Annotated in this window: 18 protein-coding genes; 9 read left to right on the top strand and 9 right to left on the bottom strand. The window is 35.3% G+C overall.

Annotated elements, in window-relative coordinates; genetic code table 11:
• Window positions 1–68: 68 nt before the first annotated feature.
• Window positions 69–833 (bottom strand): hypothetical protein, encoded by a 765-nt coding sequence (locus tag B3P17_RS15265; protein ID WP_252636569.1) that lies wholly within the window; start codon window positions 831–833, stop codon window positions 69–71.
• A 491-nt stretch (window positions 834–1324) separates the two neighbouring features.
• On the opposite strand from B3P17_RS15265, the gene B3P17_RS15260 reads away from it, so the two are divergent.
• Window positions 1325–2047 carry a pirin family protein gene (locus B3P17_RS15260; protein WP_252636568.1) on the top strand — a complete coding sequence of 241 codons (723 nt, stop codon included), beginning with the start codon at window positions 1325–1327 and terminating at the stop codon, window positions 2045–2047.
• 76 nt (window positions 2048–2123) lie between these two features.
• On the opposite strand, the gene B3P17_RS15255 is transcribed toward B3P17_RS15260, so the two are convergent.
• Window positions 2124–2936 (bottom strand): MBL fold metallo-hydrolase, encoded by an 813-nt coding sequence (locus B3P17_RS15255; RefSeq protein ID WP_252636567.1) that lies wholly within the window; start codon window positions 2934–2936, stop codon window positions 2124–2126.
• 369 nt (window positions 2937–3305) lie between these two features.
• Between B3P17_RS15255 and B3P17_RS15250 the strand changes: the two genes are divergently transcribed.
• The gene (locus tag B3P17_RS15250) at window positions 3306–3848 is read left to right on the top strand and encodes a DUF4924 family protein (protein WP_252636566.1); all 543 of its coding nucleotides are present in this window, start codon (window positions 3306–3308) and stop codon (window positions 3846–3848) included.
• A gap of 37 nt (window positions 3849–3885) precedes the next feature.
• Here the strand turns inward: B3P17_RS15250 and B3P17_RS15245 are convergent, their stop codons facing one another.
• Both B3P17_RS15245 and B3P17_RS15240 read right to left on the bottom strand, forming a co-directional pair.
• The gene (locus tag B3P17_RS15245; RefSeq protein WP_252636565.1) at window positions 3886–4266 is read right to left on the bottom strand and encodes a hypothetical protein; all 381 of its coding nucleotides are present in this window, start codon (window positions 4264–4266) and stop codon (window positions 3886–3888) included.
• Window positions 4263–4874: an RNA polymerase sigma factor gene (locus B3P17_RS15240; RefSeq protein WP_006842585.1), complete on the bottom strand. Its 612-nt coding sequence runs from the start codon at window positions 4872–4874 to the stop codon at window positions 4263–4265. The genes B3P17_RS15245 and B3P17_RS15240 overlap by 4 nt, the downstream gene beginning before the upstream one ends.
• Window positions 4875–4973: 99 nt before the next feature.
• Between B3P17_RS15240 and B3P17_RS15235 the strand changes: the two genes are divergently transcribed.
• The 4 genes from B3P17_RS15235 (at window position 4974) to B3P17_RS15220 (ending at window position 9530) form a co-directional block, all read left to right on the top strand.
• On the top strand, window positions 4974–5411 hold the full coding sequence (locus B3P17_RS15235; protein ID WP_135103953.1) for a DUF6249 domain-containing protein: 438 nt from the start codon (window positions 4974–4976) through the stop codon (window positions 5409–5411).
• Between the two features lie 12 nt (window positions 5412–5423).
• Window positions 5424–5777: a hypothetical protein gene (locus tag B3P17_RS15230; RefSeq protein ID WP_252636564.1), complete on the top strand. Its 354-nt coding sequence runs from the start codon at window positions 5424–5426 to the stop codon at window positions 5775–5777.
• Window positions 5778–6013: 236 nt separating this feature from the next.
• Window positions 6014–8530, top strand: a complete 2517-nt coding sequence (locus B3P17_RS15225) for an outer membrane beta-barrel family protein (protein ID WP_252636563.1) — start codon at window positions 6014–6016, stop codon at window positions 8528–8530.
• A 91-nt stretch (window positions 8531–8621) separates the two neighbouring features.
• Window positions 8622–9530, top strand: coding sequence for a DMT family transporter (locus tag B3P17_RS15220; RefSeq protein WP_252636562.1), 909 nt, complete (start codon window positions 8622–8624; stop codon window positions 9528–9530).
• Between the two features lie 324 nt (window positions 9531–9854).
• Here the strand turns inward: B3P17_RS15220 and B3P17_RS15215 are convergent, their stop codons facing one another.
• Together B3P17_RS15215 and B3P17_RS15210 are read right to left on the bottom strand one after the other, a co-directional pair.
• Window positions 9855–10718, bottom strand: a complete 864-nt coding sequence (locus B3P17_RS15215) for a helix-turn-helix domain-containing protein (protein ID WP_252636561.1) — start codon at window positions 10716–10718, stop codon at window positions 9855–9857.
• Between the two features lie 287 nt (window positions 10719–11005).
• Entirely contained in the window at window positions 11006–11356 is a 351-nt protein-coding gene (locus tag B3P17_RS15210) for a DUF805 domain-containing protein (RefSeq protein ID WP_252636560.1), read from the bottom strand.
• A 482-nt stretch (window positions 11357–11838) separates the two neighbouring features.
• Between B3P17_RS15210 and B3P17_RS15205 the strand changes: the two genes are divergently transcribed.
• The 3 genes from B3P17_RS15205 to B3P17_RS15195 are packed head-to-tail and all read left to right on the top strand — an operon-like array spanning window position 11839 to window position 13808.
• On the top strand, window positions 11839–12666 hold the full coding sequence (locus B3P17_RS15205) for an ABC transporter ATP-binding protein (RefSeq protein WP_291106168.1): 828 nt from the start codon (window positions 11839–11841) through the stop codon (window positions 12664–12666).
• A 10-nt stretch (window positions 12667–12676) separates the two neighbouring features.
• A complete protein-coding gene (locus tag B3P17_RS15200) occupies window positions 12677–13435 on the top strand; it encodes a hypothetical protein (RefSeq protein ID WP_252636558.1) in 759 nt (252 codons plus the stop codon).
• Between the two features lie 4 nt (window positions 13436–13439).
• Complete coding sequence (locus tag B3P17_RS15195; RefSeq protein WP_252636557.1) at window positions 13440–13808, top strand: GntR family transcriptional regulator; 369 nt, start codon at window positions 13440–13442, stop codon at window positions 13806–13808.
• 317 nt (window positions 13809–14125) lie between these two features.
• Here the strand turns inward: B3P17_RS15195 and B3P17_RS15190 are convergent, their stop codons facing one another.
• The 3 genes from B3P17_RS15190 to glmS all read right to left on the bottom strand — a co-directional run bounded on the left by B3P17_RS15190 (window position 14126) and on the right by glmS (window position 17030).
• Window positions 14126–14560, bottom strand: a complete 435-nt coding sequence (locus B3P17_RS15190; RefSeq protein WP_252636556.1) for a PaaI family thioesterase — start codon at window positions 14558–14560, stop codon at window positions 14126–14128.
• A 9-nt stretch (window positions 14561–14569) separates the two neighbouring features.
• Entirely contained in the window at window positions 14570–15094 is a 525-nt protein-coding gene (locus B3P17_RS15185) for a hypothetical protein (protein ID WP_252636555.1), read from the bottom strand.
• A 91-nt stretch (window positions 15095–15185) separates the two neighbouring features.
• Entirely contained in the window at window positions 15186–17030 is a 1845-nt protein-coding gene (glmS, locus tag B3P17_RS15180) for a glutamine--fructose-6-phosphate transaminase (isomerizing) (RefSeq protein WP_252636554.1), read from the bottom strand.
• Window positions 17031–17075: the final 45 nt, after the last annotated feature.

Here is a 17075-nt window from a genome sequence, read left to right as displayed (position 1 = left end):
ATAAAGATACTAAAATATACAAATAAGATAAATGTATTTTCATTACTGACTATATACATCCAGAGAGTTTATTTCTTGTAGAATACCGGCGCAAAGTATGGCCTGTTCACCCATTTTCCGTTGAATGGATTAAGCTCACGGATTACACCGCCTTCGATTCCAAATTTTTCAGTGATTTTGACCTCTAGCGTGCCTCCGTAATATGTTTGAGGATACATACCCATCATCGGTCCTTCTACTCCGTTATGTTTTCCTCTCACGGAATATTGTCCGCGGGCATTTATTCTTATTCTGTCGCTTAAGATGAATTTCATATTTCCTCCTGCACCCACATCGTTGTAGTTTCCTCCATATAGTGCATATTTTGAGGCGTAAGGACCAGCCGAAATTACCAGCCAATCTGTTGGTTGATAGTTAAAGTACATACTTACAGACCTTATTGCGCCTATGGATGGATATGTATTCTGTATAGAAGATGAATTGAGCCAAGCTTCGTCATTCAGATTCATTCCGGAATAATAGCTATAATCATTGGCAAAAGGATACCGTGTAATCGTATTGCTTTCTACAGGAGGTCCGAGATATACATCAAGCGGAGGAAGTACTAAGTCTATAGTTGCATCATATCCTTTTTCTAAAGGTTTATACAAATCATATTTGGTTACAGATGATTTATTGTTGCCCGATACATCCAAGTTCAAGTAATTCTCTAACCTTTCATCAAACTTGAAAGATCCTTTTTTTAGAGGAGGAAAGCTATCTTTAGGAATCTCAGTTTGGGAATAAGAGGTAACTGAGACGAGTAAAAGTAGTATAAAGACTAGATTTTTCATGATTTCTTGTTTTTAATTACTACAACAGTAAAGTTAATAAATAATTGTGAAAGAAACATATCTTTTTTGTAAAAAGAAGTTGTAAATAGCTGATAGATTTATGCTTTATAGCTCATCTAGTAAATGTTTCCCTGCAAAAAGGTGACAACCAACGGTCACAGGAGTGAAGCGTATGTAAAAGTAACAGTTTTTATCTGTTTTTGTGCTGTCACTTTTACTCATTTTTATTTACCCATACTCTTTTTTGTTATTTATATAATAAGATAAAATTAGCATAAATAAATTTATATAAATCCTTGTTCTATTGCATTGCCTTTCTGGTCTATGTATTGCAATGTTGTATAAATATATTTATATATATGTATGATTTATCTTATTTTGATAATAGATGGATAGTGCTTATCTTTGTAATATAAAAATAAGGTGTATTGCTATGATATACTTTATATTATAAATAGTTACTCATCAGATATAACAGAAAGGGTAGTTTTATGAAAACAACATTAATTAGAGCATCTTCAAGAGGATCAGCAAACCATGGATGGTTGAACACACACCATACATTCAGTTTTGCAAACTACTATGATCCCAACCGTATACATTTTGGCGCATTAAGGGTTATAAACGACGATATAATTGCCGGAGGAGAAGGCTTTGGGACTCATCCTCACGACAATATGGAAATAATTACTATTCCCTTGTATGGTGATTTGGAACACAAGGATAGCATGGGACATACAGAAGTGATAAAGGCCGGAGAAGTGCAGGTAATGAGTGCCGGATCGGGTATAACACATAGTGAATACAATGCTAATGAGTACAAACCGGTAAGTCTTTTCCAAATATGGGTTTTTCCATCTCAAAAGAATGTAGAACCTCGTTACGACCAACGTGAATTTGATTTTATAGATAATAAAAATCAATTCATCCAAATTGTTGGACCGAAGAGTGATCCTTCAAATACGGCACTTTGGATACATCAGGATGCTTGGTTTAATATGGGTACTTTCGATAAAGGTGTCAATACAAACTATCAGGTGAAGAAAAAAGGGAACGGCGTATTTGCTATGGTTGTTGAAGGAGAGTTTTCTGTCGAAGGGCAAAAACTATATCACAGAGATGCACTTGGAGTATGGGATACAGATGGTATAAATATCACTGCAGAATCTGACAATGCACGCATACTGCTGATAGATGTGCCGATGGTATTTTAATAGAAGAGGTTGAATTATATACATTAGTAAAAGGATCTCAAAGTCGAGCTTTGAGATCCTTTTTTTATAATAAAAGTCAGTAGGCTTTATAATTATCATTCAGACGTTTTACTTTACTTGTCTTTACCTTTACATCGTGGCAATAAATAAGGGTATAGTTTTCTTTTTCTGCTTCAACGAGAAATCGCTGTTTCTCTTCGGCCGATTTTAATGCATTAATGTCGTAAGCTGAAATCCATTCTAACGGGACATGAGCACTTGTCGGTATCAGATCCCCGGGGAATGTATATATACCCGTATCTGTCTTGATATATACAACTAACTGCCCTATACTATGTCCGTCAAACAATCTCACACTTACCTCTTTAGATATCTGCATGCCTTGGTCAACAAAGCGTAAGAGCGCGGCATCGTGTATCGGCTGTATATTCTCAGCTAAGATGGAATCTGTTTCCAGTATGTTGGGGGTTAAATAATTGTCCCATTGTTTGCGGCTTAACCAATAAGTAGCTTTAGCGAAAGAAGGGATTATTTTGTCGTTTTTATCCCTTTTAGTTGCATATCCGCAATGGTCGAAATGCAAGTGGGTCAATATCACATCGGTGACATCTTCACTCGAGAAGCCATATTTCTTTATTTCTTCTTCAATGTTAATCAGAGAGTGTGGTTGGTAGTAAGACATTCTCTCGGTATGCTTATCTCCCATACCCGTATCTATTAATATGACCCTGTCTTCGGATATGACGAGTGCACATCGCATAGCTAATGTACACAAGTTGTCGGCATTGCTTGTGTATTTCCTTTGCCAGGCACGCTTCGGTATAGCTCCAAACATGGCGCCTCCATCTGCCAGGATATAGCCGCTTTCTATTATTTTTATGTCAACCATTTTTTCTAAATATTCAGCTAATATACAAAAAAGAAGAGATGATTATCACAATCATCCCTTCCCCTCTTAACACTAATATAAAACTAACATATACTATGATAAAACAGGTAAAAAATCAACTAAACAATCTATCTAACACACTATGAAAAAAGTAAATCATACCTGTTTTACATTAGAACATCAAAGACAACATGTTTGTTCAGAATACTTTGTATTTGTTTTATTTATGTGGAGATAGATTAAGTTTATATAATAGCGTATAAATCCATCTTAAACTTTATATATAAAAAAATACTACTTTTGTACTCTGTTTTGTATATAAACAAAGCATAATCGATTATTGTTTATCATTTATTCTTAAAATATACTATGCTGATAGCTAAAAAACTAAAAGAAGAAAATATCGCCGAATATCTCTTGTATATGTGGCAGATAGAGGATATTATAAGAGCCAACAAATTAAACATAGATATAATTGATAAGCAAATAATATCAGGGTTCGAACAGCCTCAAAATGTGAAAAATGAAATAAGGGAATGGTACGAAAACCTTATTGACATGATGAGGAGAGAAGACGTGGTGGAAAAAGGGCATCTGATTATAAATAAGAATGTAATATCGGAATTGACCGAACTACACAACAGACTGCTGAAGTTGCCGCAAGAAACTGAATATACTGAAGCCTATTATAAAACCTTGCCTTTTATTGTTGAATTACGTTCCAAGACGCAAGATAAAAATACTCCCGAACTCGAAACCTGCCTTGCTGCTCTATATGGTTTTTTGTTAATGCGCTTGCAAAAGAAAGATATTTCAGGAGAAACTCAATCTGCGTTATCTCAGATAAGCTCATTCTTGAGGTTGCTCTCTCTTAAATATAAGGAGTATAAAGTAGGGAAGTTAGATATTTGATAGTTTGCTTATATTTAAATTCTACCGTAAGCTTCTGTTAATCTTTGTGCTTCTTCTCTTTGATTCGTCTGCGGATCACCGAGTCACTTATAAGGAGTAGTACTCCGACACAAGCTACAGATACCACGAAAGGATTAAATCCTACTGATGGGACATTGAATGTGATATTTGACCCCATACTCTGAATGTCTTCCTTGAGAGGTAATCCCAAAAGCCAAAAGATGAGTGCCGGTATTCCAAGCATTCCTATAATGCCGAACGTAATAGAAAGAATTGAAATAATGCTTCTCTTCCGATTTTGTTTTGCCGCAACAATATGTACTCGTTGCATCAACCGACTTTCGAAGTCTGTCGATGGTTCGTCTAGTTTTATTTCCTGAAATAAACTCTTTAGCCTATCTGCATTTTCTGTATTCATGATTGTATGAGCTTATTTATTTCAAAGTTTATAATTTTTCTGATTCTGTACAACTTTACTTTTACATTTGCTTCACTATTTCCTGTGATGATGCTTATATTTTTTACGCTTTGGTCGTTTATATAGAACATACTGATCAGTAAAGCATCGTCCGGGGGCAATTTTTTTAGTACTGTATCCAAAAGCTGTAACTTATCCTCAGTTGTAATCTCATCCAGTGTTTCTGATATTTCGTCATCAGGGATATTTGAGAAATTATCGTCAATAGCCGTAAATTCATGTTTACGCTTTCGTAATTCTGATATAGTTGTGTTGTATGCGATTCTGTACAACCATGTTGCAAAGTTCGATTCTTCACGAAACTGTTTTAATGACTGAAATACCTTTATAAATATCTCCTGAACAATATCTTCGGCTTCTACCCGACGAGAAACTATTTTATTGACAATGGTAAATACCATTCTCTCATATCGACGTACAATGTGTACAAAAGCATCGGTATGTCCGTCCTTTATTCGGCGTATAAAATAGATATCATCAAATTCAGCCATACCCGTATGACGCAAGAATATTTGATAGGTTACAAATGTAATGTAAAATCTTTTCAAAAAAATATTTTTTATTTTGTTGTAACCTTTTAAAAATGCTTGCGTCAAAATGAGCAAACGGATGAAACAAAAATGTTTAATTAATAAAAATAGAAAATTATGGATCAAATTATGGCAATGGTTATTGTGGCTACAATAGCATATGCAATCTACCGCTTGTTTGAGTTGTTTGCTCGTCGTAGGGAGCGCTTAGCTTTTATCGAAAAAATTTCAGAAGGGATAGACCCGAATTTACTAAAAGGGCAATTGGATATGTCTCCGAATAAAAGCAATGTAAACAACTATGTAACTTCATGGGCTATTCGTGTTGGGCTCTTATTAGTAGGTGTTGGGTTAGGGGTTGCTATCGTCGCTGTTATAGACTTGTTGGCTGTGGCTCCTCCAAGTGCGGACGAAAGAGCTTTCTATGAGTTTCGCAATACTATATCTATTTTATATCCGGCATGCGCTGCCATATTTGGTGGTATAGGGCTTGTTATTGCTTACTTTATAGAGAGGAAAGATTCTAAGAAAGAACAGGACAAAGAGGTCGAATAATTGGTTTCGTATATGAACAAAGAATTACATTCAATTCTGTTTACTCTAATTATTGTGGCCGTAGTTATAGGCGGTTGGCTCATTGGGCGTAATCAAGGGTGGTTTGTTCGTAGCTCGGCAAATGATATTAATATATGCCGAAATGTAACAGGAGATACCTTGTACTTTAACTCTAAAAATCCAATCTATACGGTTTCGGGCTGGAGTGCTTCTCGTCATGACGATGATATTCTACACGTAGACCTGAAATTAAAAAGAAATAGGCAGAACAATAGGATAGAGATGTATTTAGATACAGTAAATGTTCGCTATGTAGAAATCTATGGTAAGGTGATGTCGATAAAGGATATTCCATTTAGTAAATAAAATTTATCTGTAGATGAGTTGGTAAAAGACATCAGGTAAGCAGAGCCTGGTGTCTTTTTTTTGTGAAAAAAGTGTCTTTCTGTTAAAAATGATAAAATATTTATTGCTTTAGTGATAAATGTATAATTATGGCGACTAGTAAGCATATCTCAGTCAAACGGATTAAATCTATGTATATCTTAGTCAGCTGAAAAACAACTAAAAAAACGAAATATATTTATAATTATACTAAACTTATGAATGTCCGCATTTTATTAACTTTTCTATCATTGCTAATTTCATCATTAGCATTCTCTCAATCCAGCCCACTAATAAATGTCCAGATTAAAGGTGTAGTAACAGACTCATTAACAAATGAAACAGTTCCCTACGCGACAGTTAAATTGTTAGGTAAGGCAAATCCGAGAAGCCCGTTAAAGGCTGTAGCAGCCGATGATAATGGAAACTTTCAGTTTTCGATGAATAAAAAGGGAGAGTATCTGCTCACGGTAGAATATATCGGTAAAAAGACCCTTGTTAAGCCTGTTGTTGTAGGTGACGCAAAGATAGTAGACCTAGGTACAATATATATGAGTGACAATGAAAATGCCTTGTCGGAGGTTGTTGTTTCGGCACAGAAGCCACTGGTAAAAGTTGATCTCGATAAAATTGTATATAGTATGGAGAGTGATCCTGAATCAACGACGAATAACCTATTGGAAATGTTGAAGAAAGTTCCGATGGTAACCGTTGATGGCGAAGATAATGTACAGCTGAAAGGATCTACTAATTTTAAAATATATCTGAACGGAAAACCTTCTAACATGATTTCTAACAATCCGAAGGAAGTTCTTCGCAGCATGCCTGCCAATACGGTGAAAGATATACAGGTGATTACCGATCCCGGAGCAAAATATGATGCTGAGGGTGTAGCAGGTATTATCAACATTATAACCAATACTTCTATGGGTGGATATACTGCCACATTGAATGGCAGGGTAGACTCGCAAGGTGGATATGGTTTAGGTGCTTATTGGACCATGAAATATGGCAAAGTTGGCTTCACCGGGAATTATAACTATTACGAATGGAAACGTCCGGAAGGAACCTCTTCTTCTTTTAGAGAATATAACTTAAGCAATAATCCGAAATATCTTACAGGAGTAGGCCCTTCAAAGAATAACGGACTCGGACAGTTTGGTTCAGGAGAGTTAAGTTATGAAATAGATACCTTAAATCTTATTAATATCGGATTCAATAGGTTCGAAGGTAATTATAAATCCAGAAGTAATATCTTAAATGAGGGGCTCGGAATAAATGAGGATAGCCAATATAGATATGATCAAAGAGGCTATATGAAACAAACGTATGGCGGTACAGATCTGAATGTAGATTATCAGCGCACTTTCCATAAAAAAGAACAATTGCTGACAGCTTCTTATAAATTCAGTATGAACCCTAACGATTCGGAATCAAATTCGGATATTACTGAACTATTTGGAGAGTTGCCTAAGCATATTTATACTAACAAGCAGTATTCTGATGCAGATATGAAAGAACATACCTTTCAGGTAGATTTTGTAACTCCTTTGAATAAGTCTGATATCCTATCTCATAGTGTCGAAACAGGAGTAAAGTATATTATCCGTATAAATAATAGCAATAGTGGTTTAGATAGTCTGAATACTACAGGTAATTGGGTCGCCATAGAACGTTCGACTGATAGATTTAGGCATACACAAGATATATTGGCTGCGTATGGCGGTTACAATGCCAAGTTCAGGAATGTTTGGGGTTTCAAAGCCGGATTGCGTTATGAAGCAACATGGTTGAATGCTGAATTCCCAAAGGATAGAGCTCAAGATTTTAAAGTCGACTATTCTAACATAGTACCCTCTGCAACCGTTACATATCAGATAAATCCAATGCAAAACTTGCGTTTTGGGTACAATATGCGTATATCACGTCCGGGTATCTGGCAATTAAATCCTTATGAGAATACTTCCGACCCGAATAATATACAAAAGGGGAATCCGGCATTAGATGCTGTGAAAAATCATACGATAAGTACCAACTATGGGCTTTTCAACCGTAATCTGACTTTGAATGTGAATTTGGCTTATAGCTTCGAGAATAATGGAATAGAACAAATTACGACAGAGCAAAATAAAGTAGTGACCTCTACCTACGAAAATATAGGAAAAAGAAAAGATATTGGTTTATCTTTAAACCTGCGATGGACTCCTAAAATGGGTGGAGATAAATATAAATGGCTGGAACAACTGAGTATATTTTCTAATATGGGGGCACGGTATGTGGATATAAAAGCAAATAATGGCTCAGGATTAAAGAAAGATGGAGTATCCGCGAATGTCTTTGGAGGTGCGCAATATTCACTTCCTAAATCGTGGAAAGCTTTTGTTAATGTAGGCTATTTCTCTCCATATATAAATTTACAAAGTGAAAACTCTTCGTTTTTCTTTCACCGATTTAATGTAAGCAAAGGCTTTAATAATGACAAATTGAATATATCTGCTTATGCTCAGAATCCATTTAAACGCATTCATGATTTCAGAAGTACAATGAATAATCAAGCGTTTTATTCAGAAACAATCATGTCTAATAAAATTCAAAATTTTGGAATCTCTGTATCTTTCCGTTTTGGAGAGATGAAATCTCAAATACAAAAAGCAAAACGTGGGATCAAGAATGATGATGTTATGTCTGGAGGACAAGGAGAACAAAGTGGAGGTAGTGCTGGAGGTCAAAACTAAACGGCTTAATTAATAATATATGCCCCAAAGAGAATGGATCTTTGGGGCTTTTTTTGATTAAAAGGGTATCTTTGCAGAATATTTCTCAACGATGAAACAAGCATTTGTTAAGTTGCACTTATCTATTCTAATTGCCGGATTTACGGGTATATTCGGCAAGCTTATAACCCTGAACGAAGGTATGCTCGTTTGGTACCGCTTATTGATTACCTCAGTGTTACTATTAATAATGCTATCGGTGACAAAAAGGTTTGTCCGATTGCCGATGAAAGATGTCTATAAGATTGGTTTTGTCGGGCTATTATTAACACTGCATTGGCTGTTTTTCTATGCGAGTATTAAATATTCGAATGTTTCTATCGGTGTAGTCTGTTTCTCGATGACAGGCTTTTTTACGGCTGTTTTAGAACCTGCAGTGAGCCGTCGGCGAATCTCTCTCAGAGAATTGTCTTTTAGCATTATTGCTCTCTTGGGGATTGCGCTGATTTTTCATTTCGATACTCGTTACAGAACAGGTATAATCTGTGGGGCTATTTCGTCCGCTTTGGCAGCAAGTTTTGTGATTGCCAATAAAAGAGTTGCAACAAATACTAATTATTCATGGGATGTTACTTTGTTTTATGAAATGATTGGAGGTTTCCTTAGTTTAAGTATTATACTTCCTTTTTATTTGCAATTATTTCCTGTCATGTCTTTTTTTCCGAGTAATACAGATTTAATCTATTTATTAATATTCTCAATGGTTTGTACAATCGGTCTGTATATGTTGCAAATACAAGCATTGAAGAGCATATCTGCTTTTACTCTTAATCTCAGCTATAACTTAGAGCCTATATATAGTATTGTATTGGCTATGATTATTTTTGGAGAGGCTAAAGAGTTAAACTTTTCATTTTATACAGGTTTGCTGTTAATCATTCTTTCCGTATTACTTCAAATGTATACTGTGATGAAAGAGCGCAAAAGGATTGATTTGGCAGAGCAACGAAGTGGGTTTTGACCCTATCGTCCTTTATTTCTGAAATAAGCATAAATTTTATTATATAAAAAGGTTCTTATCGAAAATTTTTGGGAAGAGCCTTCTTGCATTCTAACTACATTGAGATCTTTTATAAAATGCAAAAAGCCCGCAAATTCACTTCGCAGACTTTCCAACCTTAACACAAACTTTACAAAACTACACAATAATAGAGTTAAATTCTAAATCTAGTCAGGTTTAGAATTATAAATATACTCCTCATATATTTACGCTACGAAGATATGAAGATTGGAAGGGTTGTTTATTACAGATATCTGCCTGCTTTTTCAGAATTCGTGCCTTTTCTTAATGACTAGGGTTCATAGTCGCTTTTTGTTGGCGAATTTTGCCCGGAGTATTGCCGAAATTGGTTTTGCAGAAGTCATTAAAATGTGAGGGGGACGAGAATCCGTACTCGTCACTTATTTCCTTAAAGGACTTATCAGTACTGTTTATTTGATAAAAAATTGATTTTGATCGCTCTTCTTTCATCCAGTGATAAGCAGGCACTCCAAATACTTTTTTGAAACGTTTTTGAAATCCTGAAAGACTATAGTGCATCATGTCGGCTAACTCTTGTACTGTTTTTGCCTTGTGATGGTTTTTAAGGACAAACTCGGAGAAAGAAAGATCGTGGCTAATGAGAGGGAAAAAGAATGCCAGTAAATCTTTTTTTGTATAATATGCTCTTAGTAAAAAGTAAAATTCTTTTGCTTTCAGTGCAAAATAATATGTACACTTTAAGCCTTCTGACATGCACGTGTTTAAGAATGTGAGATATGAGTCTACTCTTTCATTTATAGTCAGATAGTGTAACCCGGGTTCAAATTCTTCATTTTTTTCTTTTAGTAATAAATCTAAAGAGAAGCAATCGCATAACATTTTAGTGTTATGCAACCTTATGATAATTAATGTGGTATCTCTATCTGCTTTGCTATTGAGATGACATCCTGCCGGTATCATTACCATTTTTTTTTCAGAGATGGTCTGATTGTTTAGCTCATCCAAAGAAAAAGATAAAGACCCTTCTATGATAAATATAACTTTGTTTTCAACTGAAAATATATTCCAAGATTGTCCATCTAATAAAGATATTTTCTCAATTGTTGGCCGGTTACCTTTTTCATAATTGTAGCAAGTGAGATGCTCCTGTTTGTATAATAACTCCATACCGGATATTATGATGTATACTCTATTATTGTTGTTTATTCTTTCCGTATATCGAAGAATAATGTGTTTCTGGCTTTAAAACTATAAGTGTTGAATACGCTTTTTACCAACTTCACAAATATAATAAAAAATAATAATAACAGGGGCAGTTAAATAAATAATTGTTATTAAAATCCTGATAAGATAAATTTATAAATATCAATAGTTTATAAACAGAAAGAGCATAAATAATATTATCTATGCCCTTCTTTCTTATAGTGCAAACTATATGATAGATCCTGAGGTTATTAGACTTTAGGATCGGGGCCATATTGGTTGTCCCCTTTATTTCCTTCTGTAATAGCCAAAATGAGATTGTAGATAGGAATTAATATAAACCATCCGCTTTTACCAACATCGTGCATTCTTCTTACATAAACAGCGATTGAAGGGATGAGGATTGCCAAATACGCTAATCCTAATAATCCCAAAACGATTGATCCAATAGTTGTGGAAACAAATGCAAGGATAATACCTACTATGTATAGGGCAAAGTATCCTATCATCACAAAAAGATTGTACATCCAAAATTCTTTTCGTCTAGCTCTTCCGTTAAAGTCTGCGTAATGTTCTTTCACTACTTTTAAAAACCACTCCATTATAATATTAGTTTTGTAAAAAATTATCCTACTCTTTTGGCTTTTCGGTTCCGCCTCGTTTTTTTGTATGGTTTCAGATCTCCATGTCGTTTATGTTATTTGGCAGCAAAAGTATATAAAAAAACACTACTTCCTAAATATATTTACTGATAATGCTTGTTTGTGCATAAGGCTTCTCTCTATTGTAAAAGAGAAAATCTATTTCCTTTCTTCATAATTACTTTTTTGTCTTTATTTAGTTTTTTTATCATGGCTTATTGTAATATTCAATAGAGTTAAGCTGTCTTTTATCTTTTTGTGAAAAAGGGGTAATTTGTGAGACAAATTTTGTTGATTTAAAAATATTTTCCCTGTTTTTACAATTATTGTAATTATGCATCGCTTTTAAGTTTTTTTTTAATCAGCAAAAATATATTCAAATGTTTTGGTGTAATCAAAATATATAATATATTTGCAGTGTATTAATAAACTAGTGCACTGTTATGGTAGAAATAAATAATCTTACTTTTTATTACAGAGAGCGTAAGCCTATTTTTGAGAATGTTTCATTTGAAATGAAAAATGGTATTTATGGTTTGCTCGGAGAAAATGGTGTTGGAAAGACCACATTGTTGCGCATTATTAGTGGGTTGTGTTTTCCTAAAAAAGGAAGTTGTCAAGTATTAGGTACTGAAACGGCACTTAGAAATCCCGATATGTTGAAGCAATTGTATTATCTGCCTGAAGAGTTCATTGTGTCATCGCAGACAGTTAAAAGCTTTGTAAAGTTGAATTCAGTATTTTATCCCAACTTTAGCAATGAACAGTTTAATTCATATTTAGATGATTTTCATTTGGATATTGATTCTCGGATGAAAGAATTGTCTTTTGGACAGAAGAAGAAAGTTCTTATCGCTTTTGCTATATCTCTTAATACACCGGTTACCTTGTTGGATGAGCCTACTAATGGGCTGGATATCCCTTCTAAATCTCAATTTAGAAAAGTAATAGCTTCGGCATTTGACGAAAACAAATGTAGTCTAATCTCCACTCATCAAGTTCGTGATTTGGAAAGTCTGATAGATCCTATCATTATTCTTGATCGCAATCAGGTGTTACTTAATAATACGGTTGAGGAGATATCTAACAAACTACTGTTTACTTATTCTACTACAAGACCCGAAGACGCCTTGTTCACAGAGCAAACTATGTTGGGATACACTTCGGTCTTGGAGAACAAGTACAATGAAGAAAGTACATTAAATATTGAAGCTTTGTTTAATGCGGTGGTTACGAATAAGGAAAAAATAAGGAATATATTTAACGCTTAACGAAATGGATATGAGTGCTGTATTTAATATAGAACGTTTTTGGAATTTGCAGAAAAGGGAGTTTGCAATGTATTGGAAGCAATACCTTTTTATTGTATGCGGTATAGCTGCGTATTATACAATTGCGACTGTTTGGGAATCTATCGATACCGGATGGTTATGGAATATGCTTCCTCCGGTTTATGTAGCAATTATCATCTGTAGTATTTCTTTTGATAAGAATTTAAGCGATGCTAATAGTACTTTTTATTTTACCTTGCCGGTATCTACTTTTGAACGATTTTTGGGTCTGTGGATCAAATATATTGTTATTATACCCTTGCTGGTTTTTGGCGTATCAGTGTGCTTAGATTTTATATCCTCCCTATTTGTCTCCACTAGACATCCTGTCGTTAAGTTTAGCGATTGGTGGGATTATCATATGTTGTATGCTGCTCAATCAGTTTTTTTGTTTGGGTATGCATGTTTGAAGAAAAGGTCTTTTGTGAAGACATTGTCATTAATCGCTGCGTTTTTTATTTTTATAATAATTGTTTCTAAGATTATTATAAATCAATTCTATCCGGAGGTATCCTATATAAGAAGTTCTATGGATCCGATTTCTATTCTAAGCTTTGATGGCTATTGGATTCCCGAAGGCGATTCATCTCGTTTTGTAGCAACACAGGCAACACTGCTGTATGATGTAGCTAAATATATACTGGCAGCGATATTCCCTCTTGGAATGTGGGTGTTGACGTATTTCAAATTAAGAGAAACAGAAGTATAGTATTATGGATTTCAAAGCAAATAAACCAATATATCTTCAAATAGTAGATTTCTGCTTTCAGCATATCCTTACAGAAGAATGGCGCGAAGATGAGCGAATTCCGTCTGTTAGGGAGCTGGCGATGACATTGCAGGTGAATCCTAACACGGCTATGAGAGCCTTTGAATATATGCAGTCTGAGGAAATTATATATTCGAAACGCGGCATGGGATATTACGTCGCCGAAAATGCTAGAGGACAGATATCGAAGCTTCAGAAAAAAGAATTTTTTGAAGAAGTACTACCCGAAACTTTTCGTTCTATGAATTTACTCGATATAAGTATCGATGATATAGTAAAGCAGTACGAACAATTTAAAAAGGAAGTAAAATGAAAAAATATACAAACAAAATTTTCAATATTATGATTGCAGTCGTTATTATTTGTTTTATTCTAATGATATTTCAAATAATGGAGATGATAATATCTTCTCTATAATACTTAATTTATAAATCTCATTCCTGCTTAATAGAATTCAATTCGTAAAAGGCAAGGGTGTAATAGGGGTAGAACATCAAATCTATTATGTCACACCGAATGGAGTGAAATATCTCGCTTTTCTTATTCGAGATCCTTCACTTTAATCAGGACGAAATAGCGGAAAATATAACCAGAGTTAAAAAATTCTAACCCCTATCACATTCCTTGCCTTTATTTTCCTTTTGTATATAATATTCTTTTTACAACTGCATTTGTGACACGCACAGACGAAATTAGTTTTCCTGTTGTCTCCGAGAAGACGTCAACATTCCAAACGTGAGTAGATCGCCCTTTGTGTTGTAAGGTACCTATGGCTCTTACCATATCTCCTATTTTCGCACTGGAGATATGACTGGCACTTATTTGCATGCCAAAGCATTGTTCATCGTGTGCACATAGTGTGTTAGAACCTACGCCGGCAACAGATTCTGCCAGAGATATTGTTGCTCCTCCGTGTAATACGCCCATCGTTTGACTCAAACGTTTTTCTACGGGCATAATAGCTTCAAGAGACGTTTGATCATCCGATTCTATGAATGTGATGTTCAACGTCTCTATCAATGTATCTTTAATACGTTCTTGAATGTTATTGGTGTTCAGCTTCATTTAATTTTATTAATCAACGCCTATGATAAAACCGTTGGCAATAATAGAGCCCCCTTCTTCGAGCTGGATATTATAGCCCATGATTGGTTCGAGTATGCCTTCTATAATAGCAATTCTATCCGAACCGGTACTCAGTATATCATAGAATTTTAAATAATCGCCCACATTGCATGATTTTACTGATGCATATTTGGGATTTTGAATTGTCATTTCCGGATCGATAGAAACCCAGCCTCTTTCGCTCCAGAAGGGATATTGAGAAGTAACAAGTACCTGCATCTTGTTTTCTAAGACGATGCGTGCTAATCTGTTGAACATGATTTTGTCCACTCCTGCTACTTTTTTCTTTTCGTATAAGTCTTTTGTGTAGTCATAAGATAAAATAACGTCGCCCACAGTAACATCTTCCACTCCTTTTCTTAGATCGTCTCCCATTGTTATTTGAGTTCCTGTTGCAAGATAGTTTTGGGCATTAATACTCAGATTCAGTGCAAACGAAGAAAGAAACGTGAGTATCAAAATGTTTGTTTTCATAATTTTATGTTTTTGTGTAAAGTTTATGCAAAGATAGAAATATTTTGAATATCGGATTCAAAACTTAATATATATTGTGAAAACAAGCAGTCTATTCAACCGTTACGGATTTTGCCAAATTGCGCGGCATATCTACATCCCTGTTTTTATTTACAGCAATATGATAGGCGAGTAGCTGTAGGGGTATGACGGTTAGTAAAGGGTCGAGACATTCTATTGTAGTCGGTATTTCAATATAATGGTCGGCTATTGACTTCATTGTTTCATCGCCTTCGTTTATTATGGCTATTACTTTGCCTCTTCTGGCTTTTATTTCTTGTATGTTACTGACTACTTTGTCGTATATGGCACTATGAGTTGCAATCGTTACCACCGGCATCTCATTGTCTATGAGCGCTATTGGTCCGTGTTTCATTTCGGCTGCCGGATAACCCTCGGCATGTATGTACGATATCTCTTTTAGCTTGAGGGCTCCTTCCAGAGCTATAGGGTAATTGTATCCACGACCGAGGTAAATAAAGTTTTGTGCATAAGTGAAGATATTGGATAGTTCCTTAATCTTTTCATTGCTTGATAAAACTTTTTTTATTTTCGACGGAATAGACAGAAGCTCTTTAGTGATTTCTATATATTTTTCGTCCTCTATCACCTTTTTCTCTTTCGCAATAGTCAAGGCCATTAATATGAGGGTTGTAACCTGTGCCGTGAATGCTTTGGTCGATGCTACTCCTATTTCGTGTCCACAATGCGTATATGATCCCGAATTGGTGTTGCGAGGAATTGATGATCCTACAACATTGCATACTCCATATACAAAAGCTCCGGCCTTGCGTGCTAGTTCAATTGCTGCAAGCAAATCGGCAGTTTCTCCCGATTGAGAAATTGCGATTACGATGTCGTCGGCATAGATCACAGGATTTCTATATCTAAACTCTGAGGCGTACTCTACTTCAACGGGAATGCGGCAAAACTCCTCGAATAAGTATTCTCCTATTAGTCCGGCGTGCCATGAAGTTCCACATGCGATGATAATGATACGCCGTGCATTTATGAATTTTTCTTTATGGTCTATTATCCCGGATAAAGTTATGTTTGTACCTTCTATATTAATGCGTCCGCTCATGCAGTTTTTAAGAGTTTCAGGTTGTTCGAATATTTCTTTTAGCATGAAGTGTGGATAGCCGCCACGTTCTAGTTGGCTGAGATTCATTTCCAATTGTTTGATCTCCGGTGTTTTCTGTATGTTGGAGATCGTAATTATCTTAGGCTCTTTATCTCTTTTGAGTATAGCTATTTCTTCATCATCCAGATAAATAACCTTGTTGGTATACTCTATAATAGGAGAAGCATCTGATCCGATGAAAAACTCGCCATCACCAATTCCGATAACTAACGGGCTGCTTTTGCGTGCTGCAATTATCTGGTCGGGCTTTCCTTTTTCTATCACGGCTATGGCGTATGCACCTACTACCTGATTGAGTGCAATTTGAACTGCTGTAAACAGATCGCAATTATTTAAGCTTTTGATATATTCAATTAGCTGTACCAGTACTTCCGTGTCGGTACTACTTTGAAAACTGTACCCATTTTGTGTTAGCTGAGCCTTAAGTACTGCATAGTTTTCTATGATTCCATTGTGTATGAGGGCTAAAGACTCTGATTGAGAGTAGTGGGGGTGTGCATTGCAGTTGCTCGGTTCGCCATGTGTGGCCCATCTGGTATGTGCTATGCCGATTGTGCCGGTTGTGTCTTTTCCTTTGGTATATTCCTCAAGATGCTGTACTTTGCCTTTTGTTTTGTATACCGAAAGGTTGTCTTCACTATTTATAATTGCTACTCCGGCACTGTCATATCCTCTATACTCTAGTCTATGTAAACCTTTTATCAAAATGGGGTAGGCTTCTCTAAAGCCAATATATCCTACAATTCCACACATATTGTTTTTTTATTTGGCTGTAAAGATATATATAGTATTGTTAAA

It is taken from the genome of Dysgonomonas sp. UBA7630 (genome assembly GCF_002483985.1).
Lineage (GTDB): Bacteria > Bacteroidota > Bacteroidia > Bacteroidales > Dysgonomonadaceae > Dysgonomonas.
This window is presented reverse-complemented; position numbering and strand designations above follow the sequence as displayed.

What these genes read in the sequence shown, in the direction of transcription:
- B3P17_RS15265 (WP_252636569.1), bottom strand. Translation starts at nt 833, where the DNA reads ATGAAAAATCTAGTCTTTATACTACTTTTACTCGTCTCAGTTACCTCT.
- B3P17_RS15260 (WP_252636568.1), top strand. Translation starts at nt 1,325, where the DNA reads ATGAAAACAACATTAATTAGAGCATCTTCAAGAGGATCAGCAAACCAT.
- B3P17_RS15255 (WP_252636567.1), bottom strand. Translation starts at nt 2,936, where the DNA reads ATGGTTGACATAAAAATAATAGAAAGCGGCTATATCCTGGCAGATGGA.
- B3P17_RS15250 (WP_252636566.1), top strand. Translation starts at nt 3,306, where the DNA reads ATGCTGATAGCTAAAAAACTAAAAGAAGAAAATATCGCCGAATATCTC.
- B3P17_RS15245 (WP_252636565.1), bottom strand. Translation starts at nt 4,266, where the DNA reads ATGAATACAGAAAATGCAGATAGGCTAAAGAGTTTATTTCAGGAAATA.
- B3P17_RS15235 (WP_135103953.1), top strand. Translation starts at nt 4,974, where the DNA reads ATGGATCAAATTATGGCAATGGTTATTGTGGCTACAATAGCATATGCA.
- B3P17_RS15230 (WP_252636564.1), top strand. Translation starts at nt 5,424, where the DNA reads ATGAACAAAGAATTACATTCAATTCTGTTTACTCTAATTATTGTGGCC.
- B3P17_RS15225 (WP_252636563.1), top strand. Translation starts at nt 6,014, where the DNA reads ATGAATGTCCGCATTTTATTAACTTTTCTATCATTGCTAATTTCATCA.
- B3P17_RS15220 (WP_252636562.1), top strand. Translation starts at nt 8,622, where the DNA reads ATGAAACAAGCATTTGTTAAGTTGCACTTATCTATTCTAATTGCCGGA.
- B3P17_RS15215 (WP_252636561.1), bottom strand. Translation starts at nt 10,718, where the DNA reads ATGGAGTTATTATACAAACAGGAGCATCTCACTTGCTACAATTATGAA.
- B3P17_RS15210 (WP_252636560.1), bottom strand. Translation starts at nt 11,356, where the DNA reads ATGGAGTGGTTTTTAAAAGTAGTGAAAGAACATTACGCAGACTTTAAC.
- B3P17_RS15205 (WP_291106168.1), top strand. Translation starts at nt 11,839, where the DNA reads ATGGTAGAAATAAATAATCTTACTTTTTATTACAGAGAGCGTAAGCCT.
- B3P17_RS15200 (WP_252636558.1), top strand. Translation starts at nt 12,677, where the DNA reads ATGAGTGCTGTATTTAATATAGAACGTTTTTGGAATTTGCAGAAAAGG.
- B3P17_RS15195 (WP_252636557.1), top strand. Translation starts at nt 13,440, where the DNA reads ATGGATTTCAAAGCAAATAAACCAATATATCTTCAAATAGTAGATTTC.
- B3P17_RS15190 (WP_252636556.1), bottom strand. Translation starts at nt 14,560, where the DNA reads ATGAAGCTGAACACCAATAACATTCAAGAACGTATTAAAGATACATTG.
- B3P17_RS15185 (WP_252636555.1), bottom strand. Translation starts at nt 15,094, where the DNA reads ATGAAAACAAACATTTTGATACTCACGTTTCTTTCTTCGTTTGCACTG.
- glmS (WP_252636554.1), bottom strand. Translation starts at nt 17,030, where the DNA reads ATGTGTGGAATTGTAGGATATATTGGCTTTAGAGAAGCCTACCCCATT.